This window comes from Pseudoalteromonas sp. T1lg23B (assembly GCF_002964665.1).
Classification (GTDB): domain Bacteria; phylum Pseudomonadota; class Gammaproteobacteria; order Enterobacterales; family Alteromonadaceae; genus Pseudoalteromonas.
In genome coordinates this window covers 223210-240223 of sequence record NZ_PQBZ01000013.1, presented here as the reverse complement: position 1 = coordinate 240223, position 17014 = coordinate 223210, and the positions used below count along the sequence as shown (strand labels likewise).

Sequence of the window (17014 nt, the reverse complement as noted above, 5' to 3'; positions counted from 1 at the left end):
TCTAAACTTCTCCATTAGTCTCAGTTGTCTTGATTGACACTGTTTGCGGCTTGAACATTTTCAACTGAACAGCTTTGGTATTTTTATCTTCTGTAGAGAGTAGTATGCTGTTCACATCCACCTTTTCTACATGGTATTGATATAAGGCATCACCTGCGCGCACATTCAGAACTTCTTCACGGTTGTCTTGGCTCACTTTCAGCCTCGCCACAGCAACATCACCTGACGTATATATCGCGTTTAATGCAAGCTTTACTTCCATACTCTTAGGTAAGTCGCCCTTCTTTGCATCCAAATCAACGAATTCAACACCTAAATTTTTAGATAATGCAGCTATATCGAGCGGCTGTTCTTGCGTAATGGCAACATCTACCAATGTCACTTCTTTATCATCGACATCAGGAAAGGATGAAATCACCACTTGGGCCACCCAACCCAGTGCACAAAGCACCACAGCGCATAAAATTAGAAGGTTTTTCATTTTGTTCTATACACCCTCACAAATTCAATATTTGCAGTCACATACCCTTGTCTGGCACGTTGCTGATAAAGAGAAACTTGTCGTACACGGTTCCCCTCTGAAATATTCTCTAGTTCATTCAGTAAATTAAGGATGCGATTATATTCACCCACCGCACTTAATCTTCCCGTAAACGCTGAGTAATCGTCGTTGATCACAACCGCACGCTGTGGCACTTTATTGTTAACTGTTGCCTCCACACGCGCTACCGCAGCGTCGACCACCTCAAGCCAAAGCAAGGCCGGATCTTGATTTTTTTCTAATATTGGCAGACCCGCATAAAGTGTGGTTTGCTCTTTTAGTTCAGCTAACTTGCTTTCTATGTCAGCATACTGAGAAGCGACATTGCGTTGTTTTGCCGCAAATGTGCGCGCGTTGAGTATCTCGGTCTTGGAACGCTCAACCCAATCCAACCAAGGGAAAACAACAAATTCCAGCGACACTAGCAGAATGATTGCCGCACCACCCCACTTTTTTAGTATTTCTTCTCTTGAGCTCACAGCCACTCCACTTCAATTGTAAAGCCTTCGCCACCCGTTTTTTGTTTCACAACCGGACCTGAGAATTTAGCTTCTTTAATAACGTCAGATGCAACTATCTGCTTTAACAAGTCTGTCGCCGACTTATCAGTCACCCCACGAAGCTCAACTCCTTTGGGGATCACAGTCACTCTATCAAAAATGATGCCTTGCGAATTTATATTTAGGCTAGCAAGTCGGCTTAATACATTAGGATTTTGCTTTAAAAATGTTTGTAACTCACCGATAGAATTTACTTTACGATTATACTTTTGACGCATCTCTAGAGATTCATTGACCTGCGTTTGATTCTGCACATTCGCTGATTGTAAGCTCATTTGAGTCAAATAAATGTAAGCCGATAATGACGTTACAGTAAGTACACCTGTCGCCAACAAACCATATATCAAATGAGTCGTCGACAAGCGCTGTTGTGTCTTAGTTTTTTCTCGCTTGACCCTAAGACCAACCAAATCTAACCATGGTAGCTGAACTTTCGAGATTTCCTGTGACTCATCACACACATTGGACAAGGTAAGCGGCCATTGGTTTTGTTCTTTTGTATCGTTATAGAGCGGTAACACAAATTGGCATGACGCAGGGATTAATTCATAATTTTCTTTCGGTATAACGAAATAATCAATACTGAACTGCTCTGCCCCCAAGTTTCTAACCCGCCACAAAAACATCCCTTCAAAAGGCGGAAGTACTTTGCTTTGCGCTTTAACAATATTAAATATTTCTTTAAGAGATGACTTCGGATAGTACCTCGTGGTCGCCCAGAATAAATCCCGATCAATAACACAAGCTTCAGCAAGTTTTATTTTTGGCGCATTGTTTTGTACTTCAACCAGTTCTTTTTGATGGTTTAAGAAGAACTTTTTATGCACCAAGTACTCAGATGCGTCGTTTATATTTCGATTAGCCAACATTATGAACTAGTCCACTATTTGTTCATTACTTATAAAATATGGTCGCAAACCAGCTCCTCTTTCAAAGATAAACTGCTTTGAGTACGTAACCGCTTCATTGTGAGAAATTTGAATTAAAAGTTTACCACTGGATAATTGACTTTCGGCACCTTCAATACTGCTTTGTTCCGATACCCTACCCTCAAAACCAAACGCAGAGTATAAAGATTTCGGTGTAAATTGTCGAACAATATCAGGGTAACTGCCCACTAACAAAAATGGCTTGATTTGTGTGTATAAGTGGTCATTTTCGAGGATATACCTGAGTTCCTCGACCACCTGAATGTCAGTGTTGGTTGGTAGGTGAGCCTGCTCGTAATCTCCTTTCTCGCCTCCCTCAATCCTACGTAATCCATCGGCATCTTGCCAATCTTCTAGTCGGTCTTGAATCCTAGTGACATCGTCAGATGAGGCACCATTATATCTTAGTAGCGTTTCAAACGCCTTGTCATTCATTGGCGACACTGAAACTAAACCACTTGCATCTTGTACTGTCACCGTTAACTTATCGCGAGTCGTTGGCTCACCCATAAAGTTTGTTACCGATGGATTTTCAGCTTTGATACCATTGTAGCTGCCAGTTGGACCAAGAATACCGAGTGACGTTGTCATCAACTCATTGATTAATTCAGCCTGCGCGCTATCAACCTGCATTTTAGCTCGGCTATGTTGTTTGATCAGGTTAGCCATTCGCGCCGAATTAGTACCTTTCTCAGACATATATATCATAATGCTGGCCATAGCAGCTGCAATCATAAGCACAAGCAGCAATGCTGCGCCTTGGTTCCGTGAAGGATAGTTACACACTGCCAGCTCCAAACAATGAAGGGGGTACACGCATCAATTTGTATATCAGTTGGCTTTCCTGCTCTGCATTTTCTTCGCTTATCTTTAATCTGACAAAAAGTGGCATGATACGACGTTTAGACGCATCAAAGTCAGTACTCCAACGCGGAACAGGCTTAATAGCCACATTCATATAAGATGAATAGTAGTTACTCAACTCTAACCAGTCTTTCCATGCATAATATTCAAACTGCGCGGTTTTAACTGTCATAAAGGTGAGACTCTGTTCACAGTTGTCACTGTCAAAGCGATAGTGCTCCAACGCAGTAGAGCCAAAAGGAGTCTCACAGTAGCGTATTTCCTGCTCAGCCAGATACAACGTAGCAATACTCATAGGTGATGAGATAAGTATTGGCGAGCGATTGATAAAGCTGAAACTGCTACGTGTACCAATAAAAAAAGGAACCCTTTCTCTGAGCTCGTTGTGATAGCCAAACGGAGTCGCTTCGCGAATCGTGCGATTCACAAGCTTTACTCGAGAGAGCTGCTCAATATTATGATTCGCTTGCTCTTTGGTAAGCTGCTGCAATGAAAAACGATAGCTCATCACCGCCAGTGCGATAACCATAGAGAAAATAGTCATGGCTATCAGTACTTCAACTAGGGTGAAACCCTTTGTATTATTATTGTTCACGCCAGTACACACTCTTAAATTCTGCTATTTTTTTAGGACTCGGTGACAACTGAGAAAAAACAGAAGTTGAATACAAAATCATTGTACCATTGGCCGCTGAGCCTTCTCCATCAACGACAAGCTCCGACATCACTGGCTTTTCTGATAGCACCTCTACTTGCCAAAAGTAGGTAGAGCCTGCGAATCGGTATTCTCCCTCACGCTGCTTCTCATATTCAAAACGATAACTCACCTCGTCTTGAATATACTCAAAAACAAACGCGTGCTCAGCGGCTCTGGATAGCCGCATTTCATTGAGCATCATAGCTTTAGATACATAACTGATGGCGCTAATGGAAATAAATAGAATAACAGATGCAATCAGCACCTCTATCAGGGTCATACCTTGTTGATGATTAAAACTGAATGGTTTCACGTTGCTGGCTATTTATATTGACAAAAGTTACTTGCTTATCAAGAAAGTATGTTTTTGAAGACACTTCAAAGGTTGCCTCTTCCTCAAAACCGATGTAAGAAAACGACACAAGCTTTAAAGGCTTATCCTCTTTCACTTCTCCCTCACTTTCTTGCTCTGGTGTTTTAGTAAGCATATTGACCACGTTGCTCACGCTCTCCGAGCTTTTTGAGATGTCTTGTTTAGCAGGTTCTTTGGCTTCCCTCACTTCAACTGAGTTGTCAGCGACTTTAATCTCCAGCTTTTTTCCCGAATACACCGCATACTGTTTAGCGTAGCGCAACAACGAAGTGAGTTGCTGCTTTTCTGAGTATCGTTTGACTTGCTCAAATTGCTTCCACATATTTGGTAGCACCACTGAGCTGGTTAAACCCATTAGTACAATTACGATTAAAAGTTCAACAAGCGTAAAGCCTGACTGCTTAAAACGAAACATCATTCATAGACACTATACTAAGCAGCATGATAATCACGACCGATCCAACTACACCACCCATGATCAAAATAAGTAATGGCTCTAACAGGGCCGTGAACTTGGTTAGCCAACTTTCAAAACTGTTCCGAGAACGTTTGGCGATCTCATTAAAAGAGCTTGCAAGACTACCGCTTTCTTCACCCACTGTGACTAGTGAAACCGCAACCTCATCATACAAACCCAAATGCTTGAGCTCGTGGCTAAGTACACCACCACTGCTAACAACCGTTGCCACTTTACCTAACTTTGCTTGTAAAGTGGGGTTGGCGACAGTTTGCATGGCCAACTCCAAACTGTCAGAAAGGCTCACGCCACTTTCCAGCGTCAATTGTAATGCCGTTGAGAACTTGATGCGGTCGGAATGATTGACAATCTGTTTTACTATAGGAAACCTTATAACGCTGGCAAATAGACTCGCCCTTAACGAGGCTTTTTGTAGTGCGCTATAAAGTGCGACCCCCGCTAACAAGATGCTGATCAGTAAGTGCAGCTGATAGTTTTGTACCCAGCTTGACATATCTAACAACAATTGTGTGTACTGTGGCACCTGCGCCCCATTGTCAAACATGGATGACATGCTGGGAATAACAAAGTTGAAAATCGCCCAAATAGCAGTAACACAGACAATCAAAATAAACAGCGGGTAAGTTGATGCTTGAATTACTTTACTACGCAGAGCGCTCTGGAATTCTAGGTTCTGGCTAAGTCTAGAAAAAACTTGTGGTAGGTTACCCGTCGCCTCGCCTATTCTAACCATTTCGATATAAAGCGTAGAAAAGATATCTGGCCGACTAGCCAAAGCATCGCTCAGCACCGCGCCTTGCTTGATCTCATTCAATACCAAAGACCAAACCTGTCCCAAGGCTGAGTTTCTATTTGATTGCGCTAGCACTTCCAGTGCTTTATCAACTCGCAAACCGTTGTGCAACAAGGTCGACAATTGACTTGTGGACTGCTCAAGCTCGTTTAAAGACACTCTTTTGCGTATTGTTCGTGCGCTATCTTGCTTTAACTCTAGAATTAACAAGTTTCTCGATTTCAGTGCACTGTGCGCAGCGGCTTCATTTTCTGCGGTGATCTCGCCACGTTCAACTTCACCACCGGCATTACAGGCCTTGTACTTAAATACCTGACTCACCCAGCTACCCTCAAGACTTCTTCAATGGTTGTTACCCCTGTTACAGCCTTAAGGAAGCCATCCTGCTTGAGGGAGCGCAGTTGCTTGTCACGCATCAGTTCATAGAGGTTATCTAGTAACCGCTCGTCTTTTGGTAGTTTCTTTACATCCCCATCACATGGCAAGTACTCAAGAAATGCAACTCGACCTGCATAGCCCGAATTCTCACATTTTTCGCACCCTACCGCTTGATAGAGCGGTGCAATTTCACCTGAGGTCAAATCAGATAGCGCATACTTATGGTACAACTGATGTGTTTCAGCATCACTCAGTGGCTGTTTACAGTGTTCACACAAAGTTCGAGCCAGTCGCTGAGCCATAATAGACACCAAGCCCGCATTGAGCAGATACTCTTGAATGCCCAGATCCATAAGTCTCGTGTAGGCAGAAGGTGCATCATTGGTGTGTACCGTACTAAACACCAAGTGTCCTGTTAACGCAGACTGTAGGGCTATTTTAGCCGTTTCATTATCGCGAATTTCGCCGACCATGATCACATCAGGGTCTTGACGAACAATGCTCCGTAAGCCCGCTGAGAAGTCGTAGCCAATCTCCGCATTAACTTGCACTTGGTTAATACCAGGTAACTGGTATTCGATCGGATCTTCCAGCGTAACAATTTTAATATCTGGGCGGTTTATCTGGTTTAAAAAAGAGTAAAGAGAGGTGGTTTTACCGGAACCTGTCGGGCCGGTCATCAAGATAACACCTGATGTTCTCTTTAAATCCTGATTTATTTTTTCTACTAGATCTTCGGAATAACCGAGTCTTTTTAAGTCAAACTTAACCGCGTTTTTAATGAGAAAACGCATAACAACACTTTCGCCCATTCCCAATGGCAGTGTCGAGCAACGGATATCTAGATCCGTTGTGCCAGCTTTCATCTCAATCTTGCCATCTTGTGGTCGCCTTTTCTCAGCGATGTCCATACCCGACAAAATTTTTATACGTGAAATAACGGCTAACTGTAAATTATGCGGTATTGGATCCGCTTCTTTTAAGATTCCGTCTATGCGATATCGGGCGCGGTACTTTCCATTTACAGGCTCAATATGTAAATCAGATGCCCCCAACTTGACCCCTTTATTGATGAGGCTATTCACTAAGTTAACCGTAGGTGCACCTAACGCAAGCTCCTTAAGCGCACTTAAGTTATCGGTAGAAATGGGTGTATCGGGTACGTCACTTAGTAAGGCTTTACATTGCTCGCCAAGCAACTCAAGTTCTTTGGCTGAAACAGCAAAAAACCGTTTATTTTGTGGAATAAAGCGTAAATAATCGAGCGCTTCTTTACCATGAGGATTAGAAAAGGCGATGTCTATCTGATCATCGTTGATAAAAACGGGCACCATGTTATTTGCTAGTAGCAAATCTACATTTATCGTTTTTAGATATTCGATAAACTCTTTAGATGTATCTAAGCCCTGCTCCCAAGCATGACAGTTGAGAAGCTGGCAATACATATCCCGCAGTTGGTCTTCGTCTATCCAACCAGAATTAAGTAAGATCAACTCTAAATTTGATTGCTCGTCTTTTTCAAAGTCAGCTAATTGCTGTAATCTGTCATGGTTTAATATTTGCTTTTGTGCAATATATGCATGAACTTTAGAGTTCCACGTCTGCATCTTCACCTTCACCGCCTGGTTTACCATCTCGACCAAAGCTCTTTAACTCAAACTTTTCTGTACCATTTTCGCTAATGGCTTTATAGCTGTAAGGGTTGCCCCAAGGATCATTTGGAATTTGTTTTGGAAAATATGGGCCATCCCACATTTGGTGGTTACTTTGTAACAACTCGTTCAGCTCTTTTGGATAGTAGCCTATGTCTAATCGATATGAGTCCAAAGCGGTCGACAATACCTGCATTTGCGCCTTGGCTGTGCCTTCTCTGGCCGTACCTACTTTGCTAAACATACGCGGGGCTACAACTGAAGCCAGCAGTCCAAGTATTACCATTACAATTAATAACTCTACAAGCGTAAAGCCGTTACTATTTCTTAACTTCTTCATATGAAAGCTCATAATAATGCGATGTTGTTAAAATTGAAATTCGCTGTCCGCCTAGGACTACAAAGGCTCAGTTAAGTTCAGATAAAACTTAAACCTCTTGTACTTAAATTGGTAAAGGGTTAATGCCACTAGGCTGAACGCACTCTCAACGCGGTAATAATACCGTTGCAATCTAACATACAACGGTATTATTTTGAACTATCTAAGTGTTACTTCAGTGCTTTAATCGCTGCACCTAGCTTTTCTAAACTACCGCCCACGACAACTTGATAGTCAACCAGCATTCCGTCTTGTTGCTTACCTACAACAAACGAAGGCGTTCCACCAATACCCAATAGCTGAGCATCTGCGATGGAACGATTAACCGCTTCATGAACTGACTTGTCGCTTAGGCAAGATGCCAACTTATTCGCATCTAAATTGAACTCTTCGGCGATGTCTTTCGTCGTTTCCTGAGCGATTGAATTACCAATTTCAAACAGCTTGTCTTTGATTGGTTCATATTGCCCCTGCTGCTCTGCGCAACGCAAAAATACCGCAGCATAACCCGCTTTGGGGTGTAGTTTGCTCAAAGGCAACTCTCTTGCCAATACTGCGACTTCGCCGGTATCGACAAATTGCTTTTTGAGCTCAGGCCAGATTTCTTGCTGAAATTTTTTACAAAATGGACAGTGTAGATCCGTGTACTCAATAATAACCACGTCACTTGACTTATCACCAATCCATTTACCATCTTCGGACAATGGCAGCGTGTCAGGCTTAACCAGCTCCGCTAAGCCTACTCTCACAGCCACTTGCTGCTGTATATTTTTAAGTTGTTCGACTTCGGCTCGCAATGCCTCCAATTCCGACTGCTGCGTGCTATTACACCCAGCTAGCATGGTTGATAAAACAATTGGCATTATCCAGTTTTTCATTGAAAGTCCTCAAATTGAAAAGATAAAAAAACCCCCGCCAAAGCGAGGGTTTTCAAACCTAAAAGCTAGTAATTAGCTAGTGATTACTGTGACCAATCGTTTTGGTCTAGAACTGGCATTACGCGGTCTGAACGGCCAGGAACTTTCTGTACAGAAACACCGTGTACAGAGTTCTTAGGTGCAGTAACAGTGAAAGTTACTGTGTGACGGCTTGCGTTAGAAACCGCGTTTGCACCTAGAGCGTCAGCAGCATAACCACCGTCAGCACCTTCGTACTGCTTCTGGCTAACAGCTTCTTCGATTACTTTAGGCATGAAGTAAACTACTGAAGACTTAGCAGGAACTGAACCAAGCTCAACAGCTGTTACTTTACGAGTACCGTCGTTACCATCAGCTGATTCACTGAATACGTCAACAGTTACTTCTGCAGACTCATCGTGCTCGTTCGTGATACGTACGAAGTTACCTTCAGCGTTAGTTACATAAGGAACTTTAAGAACCGCACCGTTAACGCCTACTTCGTGAGTAACTTTGTTAGACGCACAGTGATCAAGTTCACCAGCATCGCCAAAGTCTAACGTGTAGTGAGTAGTCACGTCGTAGTTGAAGTTCATGATGCCAGTTGCAGGGTTGTTTTCAACAACATAGAACATTTCGTTGTAAGCCGCACCTAGTAGAGGAGCCGTTGTCATTGGGTTAGTTTCTGCATCACCAGCACCTGCAGCTGGAGTGAACAGGTCAACTGCTTCTGTGTTATACACAGTTGCTGTAGCTTGAGTCAAACCAAATGCACCTGGAGTAGTACCAGTTTCAACTGCTACAGCTGTATCAAGAACACCTGTTGCAGCAGTACGGCCATTGTATAGACGCATTTTAACGTTTGTACCTGGCTCAGAAGAAGCTACGAAAGCAGTTTCAACGTGATCGGCAGCATCAAGATCAATTGCTTGGTCAAGAAGCAATTCACGGTCATAGAAACCAGTCTTGTAGATAGCTTGTGAGCTAGTTGCGATTAAGCGGTTAGTCGCGTCAGCGTTATATACAAACTGAGTACGTGCTACGATTGCAGTGCCTTCAGAGTTTGAGCTTTCAGCGTTAACTTGAACTTCTGCAGTAGTACCTGCATGTAGCGGGTAGAACTGTGGAGAAATATCAGCAATTTTCTGAGCGTTAGAAACCGCACCTTGGATGTTATAACCCGTACCACCATCTGTTACCGCAGCAGTAGCAGCGATAGTTACAGATTGAGAAGATTGAGTTGTATCAGTACAAGTAGTGTTAGTGATCTTGATACCGATTTCGGTCGCAGCTGTAGAAGAGCGAGAGAATACTAGACGTGTACCAGCACCGATTGTAATACCAGCTTTCGTTAGGAACGTGATAGTTGAAGCACCATCAACCGTACCATCTGAAGAAGCTACAGCTTCAATACCAGTGCCATCATCTTTTAGAAGGTGGATCTGGTTAGAGTTACTATCGAAAGTAGCACCTGTTAAAGCGATAGTGATTTTAGTACCACCAGGGATATCAGTCGTTGGGATGTAAACGATGTGTTGGTCATCGTCAGTTTCAGTAGCAGGAATTAACTCATCACCATCAACATCATCGAAGTCAATAGGCAGGTTGCCAGTCAATTCGTATGCGATAGCTACTTCATCAGTTGCTTGTAAGTTGTTAGCAGCAGCGCCTGTACGGCTAGCTTCAGCAATACAAGCTGCACCAGCGTAAATAACACTATGGTTAACAAGAGCAGAACCTTTGTATACTTCGAAACAAGCTTCAGTACCTGCATATGCATTACCTGCTAATACAGCGGCAACTGCAGCAGGAATTAAAGCGACTTTATTAAAACGCTTCATTTTTATCTCCATGTATCCGGTGGACACTTTATGTTTTCAGTTAAAATTTACACACTCTGAATACCAGAGTAAGCAAAACGTTAAATAATTTAAAGGGCCCGACCGACACTGCAATAACATGTAGCATCAAATCTAGGCTCCCACATTATGATAAGAACTACAACTTAATTCAAGTCCCATCATAAATTAAAATTTCTACAAAGTTAATAATTTATCAGAATAATTTAAAACTCAACCCCATCCGCACCCTTACTGTACATTTATTGTACACTACAGTGCATTCAGTGCTGCAACAGCGACACCCATCTGATAAAGGATCTGCGTTGCCTTACTCCATAGGGTTAGATTATCAATATGTTCGTAGTCCAAAGGTACTACTATTGTATCACCCGGTTGGATCTGGCTTTCGCTTGAAACGGCAAACCAAGAACCTCCCGTTGTTCTTTCAACCATACCATTGGCTTTTATAATGTAAATACTATCAGCATCAGCTTTTTGTTTTAATCCACCACTACTATTTAAATAGTCACCAGTGTCATTGTTGGATCATACTGCATTGAAGTAGATACATTAACTTCGCCCACCACCGATACGGTATCAACTTTTTTTGGTATAAACAGTGTATCACCATTTCTCAATAATATAACTTGCTCATTATCAATTACTTTGGGCAAGTCAATTACCATACGTCCAAGCGCTTCTTGCTGTGAAATATCGTTGATTAAGTTATCCATGTCCTCATAAGAGAGGTTTGCACTACTGACCGACTTTTGGAAGCTAGATGAAGCCAAATCCGCTCGTAACGTTTTAGACAAATCTTTTAACAACTCTTGTTCTTGTTCACGCAAATATTCTCTTGTAAATACTGCGCCGCCCTCAAAGGCATAATCTGTCAGTCCACCGGCTCTTTGTATTACATCACTTAAGCTTTCTCCCGCAGAGAGCGTGTAACTTCCTGGGAACCTTACTTCGCCAACAATTTTTATTTTAGAAGAATCTTGCCACTTCGGCTTTGAAAACACCGAGATGACATCCTTACTGTTAACTTTAAAGTTACCAGTCAATTTATTAAGATTCAATTCTATATGTTGAATTCCTTCAATTCCATCTTCATACGCTAGACGTGAAACCTCAATCTTTTCGGGGTAAGCTGATTCTTTAAGCCCACCTGCGGCTTCTAGCAGGCCAGAAATACTCGCATTGACAGGTAAAGGGTATAAGCCTGGGTAGCGAACTTCTCCGTTCACACTCACAACTGGGGCTGCTCCATCGGGTGCACCTTGCCTGTTTAACTCACGAATAATAGGACGAAGTAAACGCTGTCTGCTATATAAAGAATAATTACTTTCAGAAACTTCCAGTGACTTACCTTGTAATATCTCTCTTGTGGTTAGTGGCTGAGATTTCTGCTCACTTGAGGATGACAGCAAGCTTTCTCTACCAATAGATTCGAAGAACTGCTCGCGTTTATATTCCTCAAGCAACCTGTCTTTTTCCATTTCAAGTACTTCTTCAGCAACATATGCAAAACGATTTAGTTCGTTCACTTCTTCAATCGCACTTTCGAAGCGACTAAAGAAGACCACCTGATCTCCTGAACGCAATTCCAAATCAGACGTTCCTGCTACGACACTTTTTGGCGAAAACTGCAGCACATATTTGTCGGAGTCTTCGCTATTCTCGCGGATTATTAAGGCGTAGTTTTTATCGGTGATAGGTAGTAAATCGCTTTTTAGGGATGTAAGAATTTTAGATAGCTTAAGACCCTTGCTCCACTGTCTTGGACCTGGGTGTGTGACTGCGCCGATAAGTGTAACCGCTTTTTCCAGCTCACTTGAGACAGCTGGAATTTTTATTTCATCACCATCATGTAACGCTGCGTCGCCTTTTTGACTTATATCTACCGATACAACAGTTTTTCTATTCTGCTGGGTGAACCTCAGTATCGTGATGTTTTCCTTTGACCCTCTAGCTGAAATGCCCCCGCCTATTTTTAGCAAGTCCTGTAAATGTTCACCGCTTTTTAATTCATAAATCGCGGGCCTATTGATAGCACCGTCAACGGTAACGCGCTTCTCAATTGATGGCACAAACACCACGTCGCCATTGCGTAAAATTGTGTCAGCCGAGTTATCGCCTGTTAATAGCAGGTCGTATAAGTCAAGGTTCGATACCTGCTCCCCTTTACGTTTTTGCTGTATGTTTCTTAGAGAGCCTAATTCTGTAATGCCATCTGCGTAGTTAAGTGCTTGCGTAATACTCGTCAATGCAGGTAGCGTATAGATCCCAGGCTTTTTAACCTCACCCGCTATGGTGATGCTGATTGGTTGCAACTCTCCTGTTGTGATAATCGCTTCACCACCAATTACTTCTTGCTTTACTTTCGATAGAATTAAGGACTTTGCCTCATTTAGCGTTAGCCCTAATACATTAACTGGTGATAAACCAGGTACCAGCAACTGCCCATCACCACTAACTTGAACTTCATGTGTGATATTCAGTTTGCCATAAAAACTAACGATCAAATAATCGCCAACATTAATCGGGTAGTTACCAGGTGCAGCTTGCATTACCAAGTTTGCGCCTTGCTCGACATTTTTCTTTTCAAAAAGATCATAGCCAAATAATTTTAGCTCATCATCCTCTTGTTCTTTTTCTTCTTCCTCTGGTATTTGTTCTTTATATAGGTCGTCTTCTTCGCGCTCACCAAGCTCATCTAGCAGGTTATTCTTTTTCTTTGGTAAGCGATTTGAACCTAAGTCATCCACACTTACGCCATACTGTTCAGCCAGTTCTTTCTTCTCGCTTGCTGAAAGGCTTTTTATGTAAGCAAGTTGCTTTGGAGAAAGTTGTACGGCGATGGATTTGCTCGCAAAAAATACGGAGCAAAAGATCAAAAATCCAATGAGTCGTAGTCCCATATAAATTATTTTTCCAGAAAATAAGACGATATTGGCGACAATTCTACACCAATTAAAAACATTAAAAAACGTACAGTATTGAATCGAGTACAAGAAAAGTACCGAATTACGCATTTCAAAGATTAATCGCAGGGCCCCAAACACAATGAGGCCCTACTCTGAGCGTTAGAAACTATAAACCAAAGTTAATGAAGTCTCTGTATCAGTGTTATCTTTTTCTGGTGCAACATCTGAGTTGTGAATTACGTTATAGGCAACTTTCATCTGTAATGAGCCATTAATTTTGGTCATCAAAGCTGACTCTGCGGTTGTCTTGGTATTACTCTCACCATATTCGATGGCTACTAACTGAGTAAAACGCGCATTTTCAGAAATCTGCCAGTTAAAATCTAATTTACCTACGCCGATCAATTCACTTTCAGACTCACCCGCCAATGAATTACCGTCATCATCCAGTTCTGTGCTGTCTTGATGATGTTCAAAACGTTTAATACCCGGACCCACTTCTGCGTTTAGGTACATATCATCGGTACCAAATAATCTTTGACCATAACCTACCGAAACCACGGTTTCATTTCGGTAAGCGCCAAAGTAATCTGACACGTAAGCTCCATAAATAAACAGGTGGCTATTCTCTTTTTGAAGCTTATAGTTACCTTGAGTCGATAGAGAGTACTTTTCGTTAGTACGCTCTGTAATACGCTCACCTTGGTCGTTTTCTATTTCATCTTCTTTATAGATACCACTGACTTTGTATTCGTTGTGCCAGTTTTCTAGGTTGTGCTTTGCTTTTAGCGCGCCTTTTAAAGTAGTGGTTTTTGTATTACCACTGGTAATGATGGCACCCACTTCACTGGTCACATCCCAAGTCTTTTTTACATCTGTGTCGTTTGCATAAGCGTTGTTTACTGTGGCTGCAATTACACACAGAGATAAAATTTTTAATTTCATTTCGTATTAACCTTTCGAAAAATTAGTCTTTATGAAGATGTACATCCATTTGCGGGAATGGAATCGTGATATTCGCTTCGTCTAAAGCTATCTTAATATTTTCAACCAACTCAAAGTAAGTCGGCCAATAGTCCGGCGTTTTAACCCAAGGACGCACCACAAAGTTCACGCTAGAATCCGCTAATTCTAATACCGCGACCGTGTATGCTGGGTCTTTTAAAATACGCTCTTCTTTATCTAATACTGATTTGAGAACTTGTTTCGCTTGTCTGAGATCCGCATCGTAACCAACGCCTATCACTAGGTCGATACGACGTGTTTTTTCTCTTGAAAAGTTAACAATAGCACCTGACATGATTGCCGAGTTTGGCATGATAATGACTTTGTTGTCCGGCGTTTTCAATTCTGTAGAAAAAATCTCGATCTTTTGGACGCTACCAGCTTTACCGCCAGCTTCAATATAGTCACCCGCTTTAAAGGGTCTTAAAATAATAATTAATACACCTGAGGCAAAGTTAGACAACGAGCCTTGCAACGCTAAACCAATGGCAAGACCGGCCGCACCAAGTATCGCGATAAAAGATGTGGTTTCTACCCCGACCTGAGACAGAGCCATCAATACCGTTGCAGCAAAAACAGCAGCGTAAACAATATTGGCAACAAAGCCAGCAACCGCTTTGTCTATTTTTCTCTTTTCAAATGCTTTAACAGTCAAAGAGTCACACATTTTTGCGACCTTCAGACCAATAAACAAAATGATTAAGGCTATAACGGCCTGTATCGAGAGATGCAGTAACATATCTGAGTTTTCATTTAGCCAATTAATAGCTGCGTCCATAAAGCCTCCTAGGCATGATTTTTGATTTTGAGCGGATCATACATAGATTATATGAATATTGTCTGTATGTAAGGATTTTTTTATTTGTATTTTTTTCTAAAAAAATTACATTTTTTGCTTTGCAAGTGCCAGATATTTATGTATTATGCGCGCCACACCAAACGAGGTGTTCAATTCTTTTGTGGCGGCTGTAGCTCAGTTGGTAGAGCCCTGGATTGTGATTCCGGTTGTCGTGGGTTCAAGTCCCATCAGTCGCCCCACTTTTCTTTATTTATCTTATCTTCTAGATAAAACTTCTTTGATTAATTCCGTGGTTTAAAGCTGACTTCTAGCTGATGTCAAACCTATTTATTTCTCTATCGCTATTTCTCTATCGCTATTTCTCTATCGCTATATACACTCGCACTCGAATTTTTGACAAAAAAATGCCACCTTTCGGTGGCATTACACACGGGATTATTTCTACGTATAGATAGAAATTCTTTACTTCCAACTTCTCATTTTGTGACCTTTCACAGCATAGAAGAGGATAAATAGATAACTTGGGATCATTAAGCTATATGCACCTTGTGCACCGAGGCCGGCAACGTTACCCAATCCAATCAGTAACGGTCCTAAGGCTCCCCCTGCGATCCCCATAATTAACAGGCCTGACGCAGTACCCGTTAATCGCCCTAATCCTTCTAATGCCAGTGGCCAGATAGCAGGCCAAACCATCGCATTAGCAAAACCAAGCAGTGCGATACACAATAGCGGATCTGGTAACTCAGGTCCACCAAATGGAACGAGTAATAGGTTGGCTATCGCAAAAGAATCGTTACTGCCAAATACAACCGCCAATACAGTAACAATACCTGCAATTCCCGACATCATCAACGCATTTTGTTGAGACATAAATCTAGGGATTAAAGCGATACCAATGGCATATCCAACAAGCATACATGTCATTGTATAAGAAGTCATCACAGAATAATCTGCAATACCCAACTGTAAAGCATAGGAGCCGATGGTGTCTGCAGCAATCACTTCCACAGCCACATACAAAGCAATACCTATTACACCTAACACCAAATGAGGGTGCGCAAGTGTTTCTTTGAGCTCTCCTTTACTTGTTTTACTTTCTTCGCTAAATACCAAGTCAGGCAAAGGTGCAAACTTCGCAAATAATGCAAATAAGAAAATTAATCCTGCTATCGCGATGTAAGGCGCGATTAGGCTGTTTGCCATAATGTCTTTTTGCTCTTGAGACAGCTTAGTTCCACCTTCAACCAAACCACTTACGACCACGGCTGCAAATACGATAGGTACGATAACGCCTGCGGATTTATTTAACAATCCCATGATGCATACTCGTACAGCTGCAGACTTTTCCGAGCCCATTTTTACCACATACGGGTTCACCGCAGTTTGCAACACAGTTTGACCAACACCAATCATAAGCTGGGCGAATAAGAAAATTTCTATCATTTGCATTTTTGCGGCCGGAATATACATCAAAGCGGATGCAGCCATAACCACACACCCAATCGCCATGCCATTTTTGTATCCGACGCGTTTGATTAACATCGCAGAGGGAATACCGGCAACCGTCACTGCAATATAGAAAGACGAAATAATGAAGGAGGCTTGTAACGGAGTCAGCTCAAGCATTTGTTGTAAAAACGGAGTAATCGCGCCATTGAGCCAAGTGATACACCCCAGAATGAAAAACATTGAACCTGCGAGTATCATCGGGAGCCAAATACTCTGCTTTTCTTTATCTTCAATTTCCACGATTGCTTCCATAAATCTCTTCTTGTTGCTAATTAATATCATTATTTTGACTGTCATGCATGGTGATTTAGCCTTGAGCAAAATGCATTTTCACTACACACCACAAAAATGACAGCGCTGACATTTAACTTTACGTTAAAATTTCACATT

General features: G+C 42.0%; 17 protein-coding genes and 1 tRNA gene. 1 reads left to right on the top strand and 17 read right to left on the bottom strand.

From position 1 onward, the window contains the following. Position 1: 1 nt before the first annotated feature. The 16 genes from C2M32_RS04665 to C2M32_RS04590 form a co-directional block, all read right to left on the bottom strand. Entirely contained in the window at positions 2 to 481 is a 480-nt protein-coding gene (locus C2M32_RS04665; protein ID WP_105167338.1) for a hypothetical protein, read from the bottom strand. Next, positions 478 to 1020, bottom strand: a complete 543-nt coding sequence (locus C2M32_RS04660; RefSeq protein ID WP_105167337.1) for a hypothetical protein — start codon at positions 1018 to 1020, stop codon at positions 478 to 480. The genes C2M32_RS04665 and C2M32_RS04660 overlap by 4 nt, the downstream gene beginning before the upstream one ends. Further along, the gene (locus C2M32_RS04655) at positions 1017 to 1970 is read right to left on the bottom strand and encodes a hypothetical protein (RefSeq protein ID WP_105167336.1); all 954 of its coding nucleotides are present in this window, start codon (positions 1968 to 1970) and stop codon (positions 1017 to 1019) included. Before C2M32_RS04655 ends, C2M32_RS04660 begins: the two co-directional genes overlap by 4 nt. Before the next feature lie 6 nt (positions 1971 to 1976). Continuing rightward, a complete protein-coding gene (locus tag C2M32_RS04650) occupies positions 1977 to 2816 on the bottom strand; it encodes a type II secretion system protein GspK (RefSeq protein WP_105167335.1) in 840 nt (279 codons plus the stop codon). Next, positions 2809 to 3489, bottom strand: a complete 681-nt coding sequence (locus C2M32_RS04645; RefSeq protein WP_158678129.1) for a PulJ/GspJ family protein — start codon at positions 3487 to 3489, stop codon at positions 2809 to 2811. The genes C2M32_RS04650 and C2M32_RS04645 overlap by 8 nt, the downstream gene beginning before the upstream one ends. Next, positions 3479 to 3904: a prepilin-type N-terminal cleavage/methylation domain-containing protein gene (locus C2M32_RS04640; protein ID WP_105167333.1), complete on the bottom strand. Its 426-nt coding sequence runs from the start codon at positions 3902 to 3904 to the stop codon at positions 3479 to 3481. Before C2M32_RS04640 ends, C2M32_RS04645 begins: the two co-directional genes overlap by 11 nt. Next, positions 3885 to 4382 (bottom strand): pilus assembly FimT family protein, encoded by a 498-nt coding sequence (locus C2M32_RS04635; protein ID WP_105167332.1) that lies wholly within the window; start codon positions 4380 to 4382, stop codon positions 3885 to 3887. The genes C2M32_RS04640 and C2M32_RS04635 overlap by 20 nt, the downstream gene beginning before the upstream one ends. After that, positions 4366 to 5556: a type II secretion system F family protein gene (locus C2M32_RS04630; RefSeq protein WP_105167331.1), complete on the bottom strand. Its 1191-nt coding sequence runs from the start codon at positions 5554 to 5556 to the stop codon at positions 4366 to 4368. Before C2M32_RS04630 ends, C2M32_RS04635 begins: the two co-directional genes overlap by 17 nt. Beyond that, positions 5553 to 7220: a GspE/PulE family protein gene (locus C2M32_RS04625; protein WP_105167330.1), complete on the bottom strand. Its 1668-nt coding sequence runs from the start codon at positions 7218 to 7220 to the stop codon at positions 5553 to 5555. Before C2M32_RS04625 ends, C2M32_RS04630 begins: the two co-directional genes overlap by 4 nt. After that, entirely contained in the window at positions 7201 to 7605 is a 405-nt protein-coding gene (gene gspG / locus C2M32_RS04620) for a type II secretion system major pseudopilin GspG (RefSeq protein WP_105167329.1), read from the bottom strand. The genes C2M32_RS04625 and gspG overlap by 20 nt, the downstream gene beginning before the upstream one ends. A gap of 209 nt (positions 7606 to 7814) precedes the next feature. Then, the gene (locus tag C2M32_RS04615) at positions 7815 to 8522 is read right to left on the bottom strand and encodes a DsbA family protein (protein WP_105167328.1); all 708 of its coding nucleotides are present in this window, start codon (positions 8520 to 8522) and stop codon (positions 7815 to 7817) included. An 83-nt stretch (positions 8523 to 8605) separates the two neighbouring features. Further along, entirely contained in the window at positions 8606 to 10381 is a 1776-nt protein-coding gene (locus C2M32_RS04610; RefSeq protein WP_105167327.1) for a hypothetical protein, read from the bottom strand. 270 nt (positions 10382 to 10651) lie between these two features. After that, entirely contained in the window at positions 10652 to 10834 is a 183-nt protein-coding gene (locus C2M32_RS04605) for a hypothetical protein (RefSeq protein ID WP_105167326.1), read from the bottom strand. 65 nt (positions 10835 to 10899) lie between these two features. Next, the gene (locus C2M32_RS04600) at positions 10900 to 13302 is read right to left on the bottom strand and encodes an SLBB domain-containing protein (RefSeq protein WP_158678127.1); all 2403 of its coding nucleotides are present in this window, start codon (positions 13300 to 13302) and stop codon (positions 10900 to 10902) included. 165 nt (positions 13303 to 13467) lie between these two features. Then, positions 13468 to 14253, bottom strand: a complete 786-nt coding sequence (locus tag C2M32_RS04595; protein ID WP_105167324.1) for a DUF481 domain-containing protein — start codon at positions 14251 to 14253, stop codon at positions 13468 to 13470. A gap of 22 nt (positions 14254 to 14275) precedes the next feature. Continuing rightward, the gene (locus C2M32_RS04590; RefSeq protein ID WP_105167323.1) at positions 14276 to 15091 is read right to left on the bottom strand and encodes a mechanosensitive ion channel family protein; all 816 of its coding nucleotides are present in this window, start codon (positions 15089 to 15091) and stop codon (positions 14276 to 14278) included. Positions 15092 to 15275: 184 nt separating this feature from the next. On the opposite strand from C2M32_RS04590, the gene C2M32_RS04585 reads away from it, so the two are divergent. Continuing rightward, positions 15276 to 15351, top strand: a tRNA-His gene (locus C2M32_RS04585). Positions 15352 to 15574: 223 nt separating this feature from the next. Here the strand turns inward: C2M32_RS04585 and nagP are convergent. Then, the gene (gene nagP / locus C2M32_RS04580; protein WP_105167322.1) at positions 15575 to 16876 is read right to left on the bottom strand and encodes an N-acetylglucosamine MFS transporter NagP; all 1302 of its coding nucleotides are present in this window, start codon (positions 16874 to 16876) and stop codon (positions 15575 to 15577) included. Positions 16877 to 17014: the final 138 nt, after the last annotated feature.